Annotated in this window: 12 protein-coding genes; 3 read left to right on the forward strand and 9 right to left on the reverse strand. The window is 72.2% G+C overall.

All coding sequences use genetic code 11. From position 1 onward, the window contains the following. On the reverse strand, positions 1 to 1,376 hold a 1,376-nt coding region (locus K6I34_RS05475; protein ID WP_229322930.1), incomplete at its 3' end, for an N-6 DNA methylase. 225 nt (positions 1,377 to 1,601) lie between these two features. Between K6I34_RS05475 and K6I34_RS05480 the strand changes: the two genes are divergently transcribed. Further along, positions 1,602 to 2,312: a hypothetical protein gene (locus tag K6I34_RS05480; RefSeq protein WP_229322931.1), complete on the forward strand. Its 711-nt coding sequence runs from the start codon at positions 1,602 to 1,604 to the stop codon at positions 2,310 to 2,312. A 253-nt stretch (positions 2,313 to 2,565) separates the two neighbouring features. Continuing rightward, positions 2,566 to 4,074, forward strand: a complete 1,509-nt coding sequence (locus tag K6I34_RS05485; protein ID WP_229322932.1) for a DUF2079 domain-containing protein — start codon at positions 2,566 to 2,568, stop codon at positions 4,072 to 4,074. A gap of 137 nt (positions 4,075 to 4,211) precedes the next feature. Here K6I34_RS05485 and mfd read toward each other — a convergent pair whose 3' ends face one another. After that, positions 4,212 to 7,742, reverse strand: a complete 3,531-nt coding sequence (gene mfd / locus K6I34_RS05490; RefSeq protein WP_229322933.1) for a transcription-repair coupling factor — start codon at positions 7,740 to 7,742, stop codon at positions 4,212 to 4,214. Positions 7,743 to 7,986: 244 nt separating this feature from the next. Continuing rightward, positions 7,987 to 8,361 (reverse strand): nuclear transport factor 2 family protein, encoded by a 375-nt coding sequence (locus K6I34_RS05495; protein ID WP_229322934.1) that lies wholly within the window; start codon positions 8,359 to 8,361, stop codon positions 7,987 to 7,989. A gap of 262 nt (positions 8,362 to 8,623) precedes the next feature. On the opposite strand from K6I34_RS05495, the gene K6I34_RS38555 reads away from it, so the two are divergent. Beyond that, complete coding sequence (locus tag K6I34_RS38555) at positions 8,624 to 9,496, forward strand: LuxR C-terminal-related transcriptional regulator (protein ID WP_229322935.1); 873 nt, start codon at positions 8,624 to 8,626, stop codon at positions 9,494 to 9,496. 157 nt (positions 9,497 to 9,653) lie between these two features. On the opposite strand, the gene K6I34_RS05505 is transcribed toward K6I34_RS38555, so the two are convergent. The 6 genes from K6I34_RS05505 to K6I34_RS05530 form a co-directional block, all read right to left on the reverse strand. Then, the gene (locus tag K6I34_RS05505) at positions 9,654 to 11,096 is read right to left on the reverse strand and encodes an amino acid permease (protein ID WP_229322936.1); all 1,443 of its coding nucleotides are present in this window, start codon (positions 11,094 to 11,096) and stop codon (positions 9,654 to 9,656) included. Between the two features lie 79 nt (positions 11,097 to 11,175). Next, a complete protein-coding gene (locus tag K6I34_RS05510; protein ID WP_229322937.1) occupies positions 11,176 to 11,652 on the reverse strand; it encodes a MoaF N-terminal domain-containing protein in 477 nt (158 codons plus the stop codon). Positions 11,653 to 11,716: 64 nt separating this feature from the next. Continuing rightward, positions 11,717 to 12,583: a tyrosinase family protein gene (locus K6I34_RS05515; RefSeq protein WP_229322938.1), complete on the reverse strand. Its 867-nt coding sequence runs from the start codon at positions 12,581 to 12,583 to the stop codon at positions 11,717 to 11,719. A 25-nt stretch (positions 12,584 to 12,608) separates the two neighbouring features. After that, on the reverse strand, positions 12,609 to 13,085 hold the full coding sequence (locus tag K6I34_RS05520; protein ID WP_229322939.1) for a tyrosinase cofactor: 477 nt from the start codon (positions 13,083 to 13,085) through the stop codon (positions 12,609 to 12,611). 117 nt (positions 13,086 to 13,202) lie between these two features. Continuing rightward, on the reverse strand, positions 13,203 to 14,723 hold the full coding sequence (locus K6I34_RS05525; RefSeq protein ID WP_229322940.1) for an FAD/NAD(P)-binding protein: 1,521 nt from the start codon (positions 14,721 to 14,723) through the stop codon (positions 13,203 to 13,205). Positions 14,724 to 14,774: 51 nt separating this feature from the next. Next, on the reverse strand, positions 14,775 to 15,803 hold the full coding sequence (locus K6I34_RS05530; RefSeq protein WP_229322941.1) for an ABC transporter permease: 1,029 nt from the start codon (positions 15,801 to 15,803) through the stop codon (positions 14,775 to 14,777). Positions 15,804 to 15,817: the final 14 nt, after the last annotated feature.

The following is a 15,817-nucleotide window of genomic DNA, read 5'->3' on the forward strand; positions in this document are numbered from 1 at the left end:
GCGGGGGCGAGGTCCACGTCGTCGTCGAGCAGGCCGATGACGGGCAGGGCACGGCAGCGGCCGGGCTGTTCGGGCACGGTGCCGTCGCGGTCGAAGGCTTCCCAGGCGTCGAGCACGGTGGTGCGGACGGCCTGCCAGGGCAGCTTGCCGCGGCCCGGGGCGGCGCCGGGGCCCTCGGCGAGGGCGGCGGTGTCGACGAGCAGGACGTGGGGCGCGGGCGGCTGGTGGCCGTCCGGGCGGCGCAGTACCCACAGGTGCAGGGGGATGCCGTAGGGCGGGGCGGCGCCCGCGGGCAGGGCGACGACGGCGCGGAGGGCGCCGCGGCGCAGCAGGTCGGCGCGGATGCGGCGGCCGGAGCGGCGGGACGCGGCGGCCGGGGGCATGAGCAGGACGGCGGTGCCACCGTCGCGCAGCCGGGCGAGGGCGTGCTGCACCCAGGCGAGCTCGGACTCGGTGCGGGCGGGGAAGCCGTACTCCCAGCGCGGGTCGTAGGCGAGCTCGTCGTGGCCCCAGTTGCGCTCGTTGAACGGGGGGTGGCACAGGACGGCGTCGGCGGCGAGGCCGGCGAAGGCGTCGGCGCGCAGGCTGTCGCCGGTGCGGACGCGCACGGGGGCGTCGGTGCGCAGGGCGAGGCGGAGCGCGGCGAGCGCGGCGAGGTCGGGGTCGGACTCCTGGCCGTGGACGGCGCCGCCCTCGGCGGCGGCCGCGTGGAGCAGGGCGCCGGTGCCGCAGGCGGGGTCGAGGACGGCGGGCGCGGCGCCCCTGGCCCGGCGGCCGTCGCCCAGGGCGAGGGCGGCCATGAGCTCTGCGGGGCCCTGCGGGGTGAGCGTGTACTGCCGGGGGTTGGCGTCGAGGTGGCGGCCCAGCAGGAACGCGTAGACGCGGTCGGCGCCCCGGCCCGCGGCGAGCTCGGCGGCGGCGCGCACGAGGGCGAGGGACGGGGCCAGCTCGGCGGCGGTGGGCACGGCGACGGGGTGCCCCTCCCCCAGCCGGGCGGTGAGCACGGCGGCCAGCGCGGGGGGCAGTTCCTCGGCGAGCCGGGGGTCGGTGAGCGCCGCGAGCCGGAGCCAGTCGGTGGGCCGGTCCCGGACGAGGAGCAGGGCGGCGCCGGCGTGCCGCAGTGCGGTGACGGCTCCGGCGGGGTGGCCGGTGAGCTGCTGCCAGGCACGCTCGTCCAGCGGGACCTCGGCCAGCTTGCCCTGGCGGAGGAGCCACGCCTCGACCTCGGTGAGGGCGAAGGCGGGGCTGGTCTCGGTGCCGCCGACGGGCTGGGGGAAGTCGGCGTGGCGGCGCCGCCAGTTGCTGACCGCCGCCCGGCCCACTCCGGCCAGTCGGGCGATCCCGGCCGCGGTCACCTCCGCTGCGCTGTCCTGCACCGGCTGCCCTCCCCTTCGCACGCTGTTCCGGCTGTTCGGCGGCTGCTGTTCCGGCCGCTTCGACCGCCCGTTCGCTGTGCTGCCGAGCATACCCGCGAGGCGTGCGCCACCCCCTTCACGGGCGTGAACCGATCGGAATCCGTGAATCGCGTTGACGCGGTTCACAGGCTCTGTTTTCATTAACCCATCGGTTCACGGAAACCCTCACGCCGAAAGGTGTCACCCATGGCTCACCACGCCCACCACGCCCCTCACCAGCGCAAGCAGAAGAGCTGGTTCGCGCGGCACAAGGTGCTCACCGCGGCGGGCGCGATCGTCGTCGTGGCCGCCATCGGCGCCGCGGTCGGCGGTGACGGCGACGGCAAGGACGACAAGCCCGCCGCCGCGAGCAAGGGCTCGGGCACCGAAAAGAACGCGGACGGCGGCGGCGACAAGGCCAAGAAGAAGGCCGACATGTCGGGCAGCGGCACCTACCAGGTCGGCAAGGACATCAAGCCCGGCACCTACCGTTCCGCGGGCAACAAACTCGGCTGCTACTGGGAGCGCGCCAAGGACTCCAAGGGCGAGCTGGACTCGATCAGCGCCAACGACAACGTGGTCGGCATCAGCTATGTGCAGATCACCGAGGAGGACAAGCTCTTCAAGACCCGCGGCTGCAAGGGCTGGTATCTCGTCACCGGCGAGAAGACCGGCACCCCGAAGACCGAGGTCCCCGGCAACGGCATGTACCGCGTGGGGGTCGACATAGCCCCCGGCACCTACAAGGCCGAGGGCAACAAGACCGGCTGCTACTGGGAGCGCGACAAGGACGCCCTGCACGGCGTCGACTCCATCGCGGCCAACGAGAACGTCACCGGCAGCGGGATCGTGACCATCACCCCCGAGGACGTCTACTTCAAGACCAACGGCTGCAAGGACTGGAAGAAGACCGCTTGAGGACAGGAGCGGGACCAGGACGACCGGGCGAACTCGGGACGTATAGGGGTGAACCACTCGGCGCGCCCACTCGTCCCTTCAAGGAGGGACTCCGTGAGGGGCCCCGCCAGAGGGCCGAAGAAACCGCCGAGGGGTTCCTCCCGAGGGGGATCCGGACGGCTTTCCGGCAGCCACCACTGAGCCGTGCCGCATCCTGGACACTTCCCGGAAGCCGAAGAACCAGAGAAGAAACCAAAGAAGAAGGGGACAGCCGATGGAACCGGCCGCAGCCACCGGCCCGGCACCCGCCCGGCGCGCGGCCGACGGAGCCCCCGGCAGCCGCGACGCCACCGCGGGCCCGCGCGCTCCCCGCCTCGACCCGTACTGGGTGGCGGGCGCCCTCTTCGTCCTCTACACCGCGCTGTCCGTGTGCCGGTACCGCCGGATGCTCACCATGTCCTGGGACCTGGGCATCTTCGAGCAGGCCGTACGGGCCTACGCCCGCCTCGGGGCACCGATAGTCGACCTCAAGGGCCCCGGCACCAACATCCTCGGCGACCACTTCAGCCCCGTCACCGCGCTGATCGCCCCCTTCTACCGGCTCTTCCCGACGCCTGTCACCCTGCTCGTGGCGCAGGCGGCGCTCTTCGCCCTGTCCGCGATACCCGTCACCCGGCTCGCCGCCGACCGCCTGGGCCGTGGGCGCGGGCTCGCCATCGGCATCGCGTACGGGCTCTCCTGGGGTGTCCAGCGCGCTGTCGACTTCGACTTCCACGAGATCGCCTTCGCCATGCCGCTGCTGGCCTTCTCCCTGGAGGCCGTCGTCCGGAGGCGGTGGCGCTCCGCGGTCCTGTGGGCCGTGCCGCTCGTCCTCGTCAAGGAGGACCTCGGCATCACGGCGGCGGCCATCGGCGTGGTCGTCCTGATCCGGCTGCGCGGCGGCACCCGCGGCGACCGTCCCGCCCGGGACCGGCACGCGGTGGCCCTCGCCGTGGGCCTGGCCGTCTTCGGGCTCGCCGCGACCGCCGTCTCCCTCGGCGTGATCATCCCGAGCTTCAACAACGGCGGCTCGTACGACTACTGGACCAAGCTCAGCGGCGGCGACGGGCCCGCGCCCGTCATCCCCCCGGACACGGCGGCCCGCACCCTGCTGTGGGTGCTGTTGCCCACCACCGGCCTGCTGGCCCTGCGCTCACCACTGCTGATCGCCGCCGTGCCCACCCTGGCCTGGCGGTTCGCCTCCCACGACGACCACTACTGGACGACCGACTGGCACTACAGCGCCGTGCTCATGCCCGTCGTGTTCATCGCGCTGACCGACGCACTCACCGGCGCCGCCGACAGCCGCCGGCCGTGGCTACGCTCCTACGCCCACCAGCTGCCCGCCGCCGCCCTGGCCGCGGCGCTCGCGCTCAGCACCTCGCTGCCGGTCGCCGCCCTGACCCAGGGCGCCACCTACCGGGTGCCCGAGAGCGTGCGTGCCACCGAGCGGCTCCTGGACCGGATTCCGGACGGTGCCACCGTCGAGTCCGACGTGCCGCCGATAAGCCGCCTCGCGGGCCGCTGCCGGGTCTTCTGGTACGGCGACACCCGCGGCATATCGCCCGACTACATCGCCCAGCGCGTCCCCGACGGCAGGAACCTCGTGGACCTGCCGGCGGACGCCGAGCGGATGCACCCCGGCGCCCGCTACGCCCTCATGGGCGTCGAAGGCGGCTACGTGGTGCTGGAGAAAAAGGGGCGGCAGGGGCAGGGGCAGGCGGGCCCGACGCCCGCCCCATGAGCACCGGCCGGTGAGCGACCACGGGGGTGCCGCTCACCGGCCGGACACGACGTGCGACACGACGTACGACACGGCGTGCGTCACGACCTGCGCCACAGCATGCCGTGCCACGGCATGCGCCACGACGTGCGGGGCCTTCACGACCCCAGGATCGTCGTCAGGAACTCGCCCGTCCACGCCAGCAGCTCCCGGCCGACCAGCGGCTTCCCGCCGATCGGGCGGGTCGCCGGGCGGGGCACCAGCACCTGGTGCGTCGCGGGCTTGAGGACCGTCCGGGGGTACAGCCGCTTCAGCCGCAGCTCCTGCGACTCCCGCAGCTCGACCGGGCCGAAGCGGACGTTCTGGCCCTGGAGCGTGATGTCCGTGACGCCGCAGGCGCGCGCGAGCATCCGCAGGCCCGCGACCAGCAGCAGGTTCTCCACGGGCTCCGGCAGCTTGCCGTAGCGGTCGGTGAGCTCCTCGCGGACGGCCCGGATGTCCTCCTCGCTGTTGACCGAGGCGATGGCCCGGTAGGCCTGGAGGCGCAGCCGCTCGCCCGGCGCGTAGTCGTGCGGGACGTGCGCGTCGACCGGCAGCTCGATCTTCACCTCCAGCGGGGCGGCCTCCTCGGCGCCGCCCTCCAGCGAGGCGCGGTAGTCCGCCACGGCCTCGCCGACCATGCGGATGTAGAGGTCGAAGCCGACGCCCGCGATGTGCCCGGACTGCTCGCCGCCGAGCAGGTTGCCCGCGCCGCGGATCTCCAGGTCCTTCATCGCCACGTACATGCCCGCGCCCATCTCCGTGTGCTGGGCGATCGTGGCGAGCCGCTCGTGCGCCGTCTCGGTCAGCGGCTTCTCCGGCGGGTAGAGGAAGTAGGCGTAGCCGCGCTCACGGCTGCGGCCCACGCGGCCGCGGAGCTGGTGCAGCTGCGACAGGCCGAAGGTGTCGCCGCGCTCGACGATCAGCGTGTTCGCGTTGGAGATGTCGATACCGGACTCCACGATCGTCGTGGACACCAGCACGTCGAACTTCTTCTCCCAGAAGTCGACGACGACCTGCTCCAGCCGGCTCTCGCCCATCTGGCCGTGTGCCGTCTGGATCCGCGCCTCGGGCACGATCTCCCGCAGCCGCGCCGCCGCCCGGTCGATGGACTCCACCCGGTTGTGGATGTAGAAGACCTGGCCCTCGCGCAGCAGCTCGCGCCGGATCGCGGCGCCGATCTGCTTCTGGTCGTACGGGCCGACGAAGGTCAGCACCGGGTGCCGCTCCTCCGGCGGAGTGGTGATCGTCGACATCTCGCGGATGCCGGTGACCGCCATCTCCAGGGTGCGCGGGATGGGCGTGGCGGACATCGTCAGCACGTCCACGTTGGCCCGCAGCTTCTTCAGCTGCTCCTTGTGCTCGACGCCGAAGCGCTGCTCCTCGTCGACGATGACCAGGCCGAGGTCCTTGAACTTCGTCTCCGACGAGAACAGCCGGTGCGTGCCGATGACGACGTCCACCGAGCCGTCGCGAAGGCCCTCCAGGACGGCCTTCGCCTCGGTGTCCGTCTGGAACCGGGACAGGGCGCGCACGTTCACCGGGAACTGCGCGTACCGCTCGGAGAACGTGCCGAAGTGCTGCTGCACCAGCAGCGTGGTGGGCACCAGGACGGCCACCTGCTTGCCGTCCTGCACCGCCTTGAAGGCCGCGCGGACCGCGATCTCGGTCTTGCCGTAGCCGACGTCGCCGCAGATCAGGCGGTCCATGGGGACGGACTTCTCCATGTCCTCCTTGACCTCGGCGATGGTGGTGAGCTGGTCGGGCGTCTCCGCGTACGGGAAGGCGTCCTCCAGTTCGCGCTGCCAGGGGGTGTCCGGGGCGAAGGTGTGGCCGGGGGCGGCCATGCGCGCCGAGTACAGCTTGATCAGGTCGGCGGCGATCTCCTTGACCGCCTTCTTGGCCCGCGCCTTGGTCTTCGTCCAGTCCGCGCCGCCGAGGCGGTGCAGCGTGGGGGACTCGCCGCCGACGTACTTGGTGAGCTGCTCCAGCTGGTCGGTGGGGATGTAGAGCCGGTCGCCGGGCTGGCCGCGCTTGGCGGGCGCGTACTCCACCAGCAGGTACTCGCGGGTGGCGCCCTGGACGGTGCGCTGCACCATCTCCAGGTAGCGGCCGACGCCGTGCTGCTCGTGGACGATGTGGTCACCGGCCTGGAGCGTGAGCGGGTCGATGGTCTTGCGGCGGCGGGCCGGCATCCGGCCGAGGTCCTTGCTGGCGGACTTCTGGCCGGACAGGTCCGTCTCGGTGAGCACCGCGAGCTTCAGGCCGGGGTCGACGAAGCCGTTGTCGAGGCTGCCGCAGGAGACGTGCACGACGGACGGCGCGAGCCCGTCGATGTCGGCGTCGAGCCGCGCGGCGATGCCCTCGCCGCCGAGCACCTCGACCGTACGGGCCGCGGGGCCGTGGCCCTCGGTGACGAAGACGGTGCGCCAGCCGTCGGCCAGCCAGCCCTTGGTGTCGGCCAGGGCGCGGGCGGTGTCGCCGCGGTAGGTCTCGGGGGCGTGCATGCCCAGCTTGAGGGTGTCACCGTCCAGCTCTTCATCGGCCGCGAAGGGGCTGACGGACCACCACATCATGCCGAGCTCGCGGGCACGGTCGCGGACGTCCGCGATGCCCCACAGGGACGCCGCGTCCACGTCGATGGGCGCCTCGCCGCCGCCCGCTGTGGCCGCCCAGGACGCCTGGAGGAACTCCTGGCTGGTCGCGACCAGGTCGGCGGCCCGGGTACGGACCCGCTCCGGGTCGCACACGACGGTCATGGCGCCCGCCGGGAGGACGTCCAGCAGCAGCTCCATGTCGTCGACGAGGGCCGGGGCGAGGGACTCCATGCCCTCGACCGCGATGCCCTCCGCGATCTTGCCGAGGAGCTCGCCGAGCTCGGGGTGCTCCTCGGCGAGCGCGGCGGCCTTCTCCCGGACGGCGTCGGTCAGCAGCAGCTCACGGCAGGGCGGCGCCCACAGGCCGTGCTCGGCGATCTCCAGCGAGCGCTGGTCGGCCACCTTGAAGTAACGGATCTCCTCGACCTCGTCGCCCCAGAACTCGACCCGGAGCGGGTGCTCCTCGGTGGGCGGGAAGACGTCGAGGATGCCACCGCGGACGGCGAACTCGCCACGCTTCTCCACCAGTTCGACCCGGGCGTACGCGGCGGCGGCCAGCGCCTCCACGACCTCCTCCAGATCGGCGCTCCGGCCGGCGCGCAGGCTGACGGGAACCAGGTCGCCCAGCCCCTTGACCTGCGGCTGCAGCACGGAGCGCACGGGCGCGACGATCACGCTGACCGGCCCGGCGGCCGGGTCGTCCTCGCTGGGGTGCGCGAGTCTGCGCAGCACGGCGAGCCGTCGGCCGACCGTGTCGGAACGCGGCGAGAGCCGCTCGTGCGGCAGCGTCTCCCACGCCGGGTACTCCACGACGCCGTCCGGCGGCAGCAGCGACCGCAGCGCCGCGGCCAGGTCCTCCGCCTCCCGCCCGGTCGCGGTCACCGCGAGCACCGGCCGCTGGGTCTCGCGCGCGAGCGCGGCGATCACGAAGGGGCGTGCGGCAGGCGGGCCGACGACGTCGACATGCGGCCGATGGCCGTCGGCCGCGGCCTTCACCGCTTCGGCGAGCGCCGGATCACCGACGACGGCATCGAGCAGACCGTGCAGGCTCATGAAGGGCTTCCGTCCCGAGGTGGGCAACACGAACGGCCCGACGCGTCGTTTTTCTCACGGGCCGGGGCTGGCTCCCAGCGTACGACGGCCCACGGACAGCGGCCGCGTCGTTTGTTCGTGCCTGCGTATGCGCCCGCGCTTGTGACCGGGTGCGCCTACCGGGGTGCCACTTGCGCTCGGCGCGCGGCTGCAGGCCGTGTACGGCTGGTCGCGCAGTTCCCCGCGCCCCTCACAGGGCGCCCCTTCACAGCTTCGACACGTGGTACTGCCTGATGCGCCACCCGTCGTCACCCAGATGCTGTGCCACCACCGACAGCCGCACCGGCAGCCGGCCCCCCGCCGCGTCCGTGAAGACCACCGTCGCGAAGCCGCTCACGGCCTCGGCGTCGACCGTGCGGGAGTGGAGCAGTTCGACGGCGGCCTTCATGCCCGCCGGGACGTTCTCGTAGTACGTCGTGATCTCGTCACGGCCGGTCAGCAGCCGCGGGGACAGCCCCTGGAAGAGCGCGTCGTCGGCGAAGAGCTCGACGATGTCCCGCACCCGGTGACCGTTGAAGGCGTCCTTCCACTTCTCCAGCAGGACCGCCAGTGCACCCGAACCGCCCACAATCTCCCCCACCCTGCGATTCAAAGGAAAAATACACGTTCAATGCACAGTATGTGCTGCAAAACACTCCCAAAGCTTTATTTCAAGATTGCATAATTGCGCCATGCAGGATCATGCAAGGCAGTACATGGGGGAATGCTGCGGCAGGTCGCACCTCGGTGACGAGGGGCACGCTCTGTGCGGCGAGGGCCTCACGAGATATCGACAAGCCGTGGTCAAGGGATGTACGCCGAGGGAGGGGGCTCCGCAGTGTCTGGTGCGGAAGGGGTTGCTGGTGGTACCGCCGGACGACCCGGACGTACTGGTGCCCGTCTCGCCCGAGGTGGCACAGGCCGAACTCGTCCGGCCCATCGAGGAGTCGCTGGAACGGCAGCGCGCGAACGCGCAGGAGATCGCGAGCGCCTTCGCGCCGGTGCACGCGATCTACACCGCGGCCAGGCGTGAGCACCTGGGCCTGGGCTGGGCGACGACCGTCCACGGCGAACGGGTCATCAACACCACCCTGGCGCACGCCGTCCGCTCGGCCCAGGAGGAGGTCATGACCGTCCAGCCGGGCGGCGAGCGGCTCGCCCACGACCTGGACGACCTGGACCACGTACGGGGCCGCACCCGGCACCGCACGCTCTACCAGCACGCGGTCCGCACGCACTCGGCCACCATGCGGCACATCGAGGCGATCATCGAGGCCGGGGGCGAGGTGCGCACGCTGGACCACGTCATCGACCGGCTGGTCATCGTCGACCGCGCCGTGGCGTACGTCCCCGGGGACAGCGACCACAGGGCCACCGCCCTGGAGATCCGGCACCCCGCCATCGTCTCCTTCATGGTCCAGGTCTTCGAGGGGTCGTGGGAACGGGCCACGCCCGTGGTGCCCACGGCCTCCCGGGACCAGGAGCCCGTCGTCACCGACGAGATGCAGCGGGCCATCATGCGGATGCTGGTGGCGGGTTACACCGACGAGGCGATCGCCCGCAGACTGGGCACGAGCCGCCGCACGGTGGCCGGACGCGTGAGCCGCATCTCCGCGCTGCTGCGCAGCCGCAGCCGTGCGCAGCTGGGGTATCTCATCGCCACGACCGGCATGCTGCCGATGGACGACGGCGGGATGGAGATCTCGCCGCACGCGGAGCACGAACTCACTGCGTGAGGCTGTGCCGACCAGCGCCTACCGGGGTGGCTCGTGAGCGCGTCACGCGCCTGCGGGCCGGTGGGGGCTGGTCGCGCAGTTCCCCGCGCCCCTTGAGCCCGGGGCTTCGCCCCACCACGACAACGGGGGTCCGGGGGCGAAGCCCCCGGCGCAAGGGTCACGTCGCCCGGCGTGACCGTATCGCCGAAGCCGCCAGCAAGAGCACGACCAGCAGTGCCGACCACGCCAGTTGAGGGCGGGCCGTCGCGTCGAAGGCCATCAGGGCCAGGACGGCCACGATGCCCGCCACCGCCACCCAGGACAGGTAGGGAAAGCCCCGCATCCGTACCACCAGCAGTTCCGGCGACTCCCTCTCCAGGCGGCGCCGCAGCACCAGATGGGCCGCCGCCACGGTCAGCCACATGAAGAGCATCGCCCCGCCCATGGCCTTGGCCAGGAACGGCAGGATGCGTTCCGGCCACGCGTGGTCGAGCCCGATGGCGACGAAGCCGAAGGCCGCCGAGGCCGCGACGGCGGCGCGGGGCGCGCCGCGCCGCGAGGTGCCCAGCAGGGCCCGGGGCGCGTCACCGCGGGCGGCGAGCGAGTAGGCCATGCGCGAGGCCCCGTAGAGATTGGCGTTCATCGCGGACAGCAGGGCGATGAGGACGACCCCCTCGATGAGCCTGCCCGCGCCGGGCACGCCGAGCAGGTCCAGCACGGCCACGTACGGGCTGCGCCCCGGCACCGCGCGGTCCCACGGCAGCAGGGCCACGATCACCGCGATCGAGCCGAGGTAGAAGAGGCTGATGCGCCAGATGGCGCTGTTGACGGCCTTGGTGACCGAGCGGGCCGGGTCGCCGGACTCCGCGGCCGCCATCGTGATGACCTCCATGCCGCCGAAGGCGAAGACGACGGCGAGCAGCCCGGCGACGATGCTGTTCCAGCCCTGCGGCAGGAAACCGCCGTGACCGGTGATGTTGGCCAGGCCGGGCGAGGCGACCCCGGGCAGCCCGCCGCACATCGCGGTGACGCCCAGCGCCAGGAACGCGATGATCGCGGCGACCTTGATGCCCGCGAACCAGAACTCGGCCTCGCCGAAGGAGGCGACCGAGAGCATGTTGGCCCCGGTGAACACCCCCAGGGCGACCAGGGCGATGGCCCACTGCGGGATGCCGGGCAGCCACTGGTGGAGGATCGTGGAGGCGGCGATCAGCTCGATGGCGATGGCGATGACCGTCACCCACCAGTACAGCCACCCCGCCGTGAAGCCCGCCCACTTGCCCAGGGCGCGCTCGGCGTAGACGGAGAACGAGCCGCTCGCGGGCATGGCCGCGGCCAGCTCGCCGAGCATCCGCATGACCAGCAGGGCCAGTCCCGCGGCCAGCGCGTACGAGACGATGATGGCCGGTCCGGCGACCCGCAGCCCGGTGCCGGAACCGACGAACAGCCCGGCGCCGATGACGCCGCCGAGCGCGAGCATGGTCAGGTGCCGGGGGCGCAGCCCGTTGCCGAGCTCACCGCCGTCGGCCTGTTTCCCGTGTGTCCCGTGTATCCCGTGTGTGTCGTCAACAACTGCTTGCGGTCCGGCAGGTGCCGGTGCCTTGGTCGCCTGTGCGGCCATGGGATGTGTTCGCTCCTGGGGAGGGAAAGGACGCGGGCGGGGGCGCGCCGCGGCGCGCCGCCCGCCGCACGTGCATCGCTTAAGAGGAGACGCGCTCCAGCGTCGCGGTGTGCAGCTCGCCGGTGCGGCCGCCGTCCGGGGTGCCGTACGTCCAGTAGACGCTCACGGTCTTGTTGCGCAGGTCCATGACGTGGCTGACGGTCATGCCGGACGCCTCGACCCAGTTGACGAAGTACAGGCCCTCGCCGACCGCGCGCACGGTGAGGTTCTCCTGGCCGGAGCGGCCCTGCATCGGACCGGCGAGCGCGGTCCAGTTGAGGGTCTTGCCGTCGGCCGAGTAGGAGTTGCGCAGGACGGCGCCGTTGTCGAGGGTCAGCACATAGGTGTGGCCCGCGAAGGCGGGGACGGCCTGGGCGGTACGGACGGCGGCGGCGCTGTGCTGCGCCGGGGCGCCGGCGGACTGGACGGCCTGGGCGGCCGGGGCGACGCCGAGGGCGAGCAGGGCGGCTGCCGCGGCGGCCGGGAGGACTGCGTGACGGACGTGACGGATGCGCATGGGAATTCCTCTTCTCAACGGGTTGACGTTACGCGACGTACGGGGGCAGCGGCTGCCGGGTGCGTCACTCTTCGTAGCGGTAGAAGCGCTCGTGGTCGAGCAGGTCCGAGGGCCGGACACCCCACGGCTCCATGGGCTCGTCGAGGCTGACGACCCTGCCGTACTGGGGGTCGCCCGGCGGCACCTTGGTGCGCGGCTCGTAGCCGGAGCGGGGGTGCTTGCGCTGCCAGCGGGCCCAGACGAGGTCGATGAAGGTGTGGTGGAGCCAGAAGACCGGGTCGTTGGGCGAGGTGCCGCCGGTCATCTGGCCGCCGATCCACAGGTGGACCCGGTTGTGGTTGGTCCAGCCCTTGTCGGCGCCGACCGTCCAGCCCTCCATCTTGTTGCGGAAGCCCGCGGTGGTGACGGTGGAGTCCCAGGGGGAGGCGTCGTAGACCGGGTCGTCGACCGCCCGGGCCAGCTCCTGCTTGGTGGGCAGGGCGACGGGGTCGGCGGGCCGGCCGAGGTCCCGCATCAGGTACTTCTCCTCCGTCACGCCCACGTTGATCGGCCAGTTGCCCGCCGCGTAGGCGAACGGGCCCGTCATGACCTGCCCGTCGCTCTTGCGCCCGTTGCCGCCGAGGAAGTCGTCGGCCCAGAGGGAGGAGGAGGGCGACTGGTCGACCGTCCAGTCCCAGTACGGAAGGGTCACGTCCGGGTCGACGGCCTGGAGCTCGCGCTCGAACTCCAGCAGATAACGGCGGTGCCAGGGGAAGAAGGAGGGGGACATGTGACCGACCCGCAGCCCGGCCTCGCCGTCGGAGATGAAGTACTTGCCGTGCAGCCGGACGAACTCGTCGTAGACACCCTTGCGCTTGACCGCGAGGAGGGCGTTCACGAACTTCTTCTTCTCGGCGCTGGTGAGGTTCTTCTGATTCTTGCGTGTGTACACCGGTGTTCGCCTTGTCCTTGCCTGGTCAGTGGTGGTGCAGGGAAGCCGTCGACAGTTGCGCGGTGCCGATCGTGTCGACGGCGGCGCGGGCCACGGCCAGCGGCGTGGGGAAGGACTCGTAGTGGTTGACCAGGCTCAGATAGGAACCGTCGGCACGGCGCATGACGTGCAACGGGCGCCCGTCGATGGACACTTGGATGCCGGGCCCGGAGGGCGCGGAGGGCGCTGAGGACGCGGCGGCGGCACGGTAGGCGGCGGGCTGCGCACCGTGGGCACCGTGGGCGCCGCCGTGCTGCGTACCGTCCACGGGTCCGCCCTGGATGCGACGGCCCCGGTAGATCTCGTCGAAGTGCCCGGCCGGGTGCTCGGACCCGGCGGCGTCGGTGGCGGTGCCGTCCGTGGAATCGGCCAGCACGATGGGCGCGAGAGCGGCGCCCGTCCCGGTGACGACAGCGGCGGTGAACGCCGCCCTGAGCACATTTCTGCGGGTGACCGCGGTCATGCGTGTGTTTCCCCCGTAACTTGCGGTGTTGATAATTGATGCGGTACCGGGGCGCCCCTTTAGGGGCGCGGGGAACTGCGCGAGAAGCCCCACCGGCCCGCAGACGAACGAACCGCCCTACAGCGCCGCAGCGTCTTCCGCGATGGCCCGCACAATGTCATCCGCCCGCTCGACAACGGACGGCATGCCGGACGTGAAGAACAACGTCCCCGCCGACAGGTCCCCGATCGCGTGCATCCGCCGGTGCACCCGCCCGTTCCCCGCTATCCGGCTGGTGGAGGGCTCGATGTGCAGCCCGCCGGACGGGTGGTACTCCCCGGCCTCGTCCTCGACGATCGACTCGACGAAGGGGTGGGCCTCGACCGGCACCCGGTGGGAGGGCGCGCTGACCGCGTTGATCACCACGTCGGTCTCGTAGTGCTCGTCACCGAAGGCGACGTGGAAACCGTCCGTGGCGAGCGGCTTGACGTTCCACAGCCCGCCGGTCACCCGCAACTGCCCCTCCGCCACCAGCCGCAGCAGCGTCCGCGCGTTGGCGGGCGGCATCGGGCAGCACAGGCTCATGATCGCCCGGTAGTGGTTGTCGCGGATGAACTCCTGGTCCTCCGGGCGCAGCCGGGTCCAGGCGTCCGGGCCGCTCTCGGGGACGGCGTGCTGCATGACGCGTACGCCCACGTCCGTGGAGTCGATCGCGTCGTACTGGCGGCGGAGCCGGTCCAGCGGCGCCTCCTCGTCGATGGCGAAGAGCTCGGTGAGCACGCCCGAGGGGCCCGCGCCGTGCTCGGCCAGTTCCCGGGTGAGCAGCTCCAGCAGGGCGTCGAGCCCGATCAGGCCGTCCGCGCTGCGCGCCGCCAGGTCCCGCAGCGCGGGGGGCGTGAAGTGCCCCAGCTCGGGGTGGATCGGCCGCTGGCGCACTGCGGGGAGTGCACCATTGCGGGAGGCCATGGTGATCCGGCCGCGGTGGCCGCGCGCGGCGAGCGAGACGACCACGTCGACGGCGGCGAGGCCGGTGCCGAGGATGGTGACGTCCGCGTCCTCCGCGATGGTCGGGAGGGTACGGGCCAGCGGGTACGGGTCCGGGTGGAAGCCGGGGTTCCCCGCCAGGTCGTAGTGGTCGGCCGGGATACCGGCGCCGACCGAGCAGATCACGTAGTCGAAGGTCTCGGCGCGGCCGTCGCGGGTGGTCAGGACCACCTCGCCGGACCGCTGCTGCCGGGCCCCGACGACGGCGTCCTTGACGACGCGCACCGGCGAGCCGGCGGCGGCCAGCGCGGCCATGGCGCGCTCCGCCGTGTGCTCCAGGTAGCTGCCGAAGACGTGGCGGGGCGGGAAGTGCCCGTCGGCCGCGTAGTCACCGGCCGCGTACGGCAGCCCGGACTCGCCGAGCCAGCGCAGGAAGGCCTCCGGTGCGTCCATGCGGGCGGACATCTCCGACGGGATGATGTTGACCAGCACCGAGTCGACGTCGCGCTGGTAGGCGCGGCCGCGCCAGAGGTTGTCCGTCGGCTCGAAGACGGTGACGGAGCCGGGGCCGAGCCCCTGGGTCAGGGACAGCCGGTCGAGCAGGCAGACGGCTGCCGCGCCGCCGCCGACGATGCCGATGCGCGTCACCGGCCGGTCACTTGCGTTCGTGGTCATGGTCGTCCTTCGGAGAGGAGTCGTCCTCCGGAGAGGAGAGGAGACGGGGCGTCAGCTCGCGGACGCCGTGACGGGCTCGGCGGAGGCGGCCCCCGCGGAGGTCCCGGTCGGCGCGGCGGCACCGGCCGCCTTCGCACCGGCGCGCTTCGCGCTGAGGAACAGCAGGCCCAGGCCGATCAGCGACCAGACGACGAGGACCAGGACGGGACCGCCCGCGCCCGCACCGTGGAAGGAACCGGACGAGCGGAAGAGGGAGGCGGCGGCACCGGCGGGCAGGAACTGGCCGATCGCGCCCAGCGGTTGGGGCAACATCTCGGGCGCCGAGGCCATGCCGGAGAGCGGGTTGCCGACGACGAAGGTCAGCACCGCGGCGAGCGCGATGCCGGGCGGGCCGATCAGCGAGCCCAGGCCGGTGATGGCGCCGACCATGGCCAGCTCCAGCAGTGCGATGACGCCCGCGGTGACGAAGTAGTCGCCCGGCAGGACGGACGTGAACTGCGTCAGCATCAGGGAGCTGAGCAGGCCGGAGAGCACGGCGAAGCCGACCAGGCCGACGAGCTTGGCGCGGACGCTGCGCACCTTGAGCACGAACAGCAGGCCCGCGATGACGGCGGTGATCAGCAGCGGCAGGAAGCCCATGCCGATGCCCGAGCCGTGCGGGTCGTCGGAGTCGGCCGGTACGACGTCGGTGACGGCGACCGGCTTGCCGCCCTGGAGCTCCTGCGCCTGCTGGACCAGGGCCTGCGCCACGGCGGGCGAGGCGGCGGAGGCGATGTGCAGCTCCAGGCCCTTGGCGGTGGGCACGAAGGCGCCGTACGCCTCGCGGTCCTTCAGCTTCTTGTCGGCGGCCTCCGCGTCGTCGGCCGTCTTGATCTTGTACGCGCCGGGCGCGGCCTCCCGCAGCGCGTCCGCGAACCCGCTGCCCTGCTGGCCCGCGGCGACGACGAGCACGGGCAGGTCACGCGGTTTGACGTGGGACGACGTCCACGAGAACCAGCCCGCGATGACGAACTGCACGACGGCGACGATGATCAGTACTTTGCGCGCTTCCGCGAGCGGTGAGGCGGACGGTGCACTCATCGGAACTTCCCCAA

It is taken from the genome of Streptomyces sp. UNOC14_S4, assembly GCF_020740835.1.
Lineage (GTDB): Bacteria > Actinomycetota > Actinomycetes > Streptomycetales > Streptomycetaceae > Streptomyces.

Coding starts and splice junctions, on each gene's coding strand:
- K6I34_RS05480 (WP_229322931.1), top strand. CDS start 1,602: ATGGCTCACCACGCCCACCACGCCCCTCACCAGCGCAAGCAGAAGAGC.
- K6I34_RS05485 (WP_229322932.1), top strand. CDS start 2,566: ATGGAACCGGCCGCAGCCACCGGCCCGGCACCCGCCCGGCGCGCGGCC.
- mfd (WP_229322933.1), bottom strand. CDS start 7,742: ATGAGCCTGCACGGTCTGCTCGATGCCGTCGTCGGTGATCCGGCGCTC.
- K6I34_RS05505 (WP_229322936.1), bottom strand. CDS start 11,096: ATGGCCGCACAGGCGACCAAGGCACCGGCACCTGCCGGACCGCAAGCA.
- K6I34_RS05510 (WP_229322937.1), bottom strand. CDS start 11,652: ATGCGCATCCGTCACGTCCGTCACGCAGTCCTCCCGGCCGCCGCGGCA.
- K6I34_RS05520 (WP_229322939.1), bottom strand. CDS start 13,085: ATGACCGCGGTCACCCGCAGAAATGTGCTCAGGGCGGCGTTCACCGCC.
- K6I34_RS05525 (WP_229322940.1), bottom strand. CDS start 14,723: ATGACCACGAACGCAAGTGACCGGCCGGTGACGCGCATCGGCATCGTC.
- K6I34_RS05530 (WP_229322941.1), bottom strand. CDS start 15,803: ATGAGTGCACCGTCCGCCTCACCGCTCGCGGAAGCGCGCAAAGTACTG.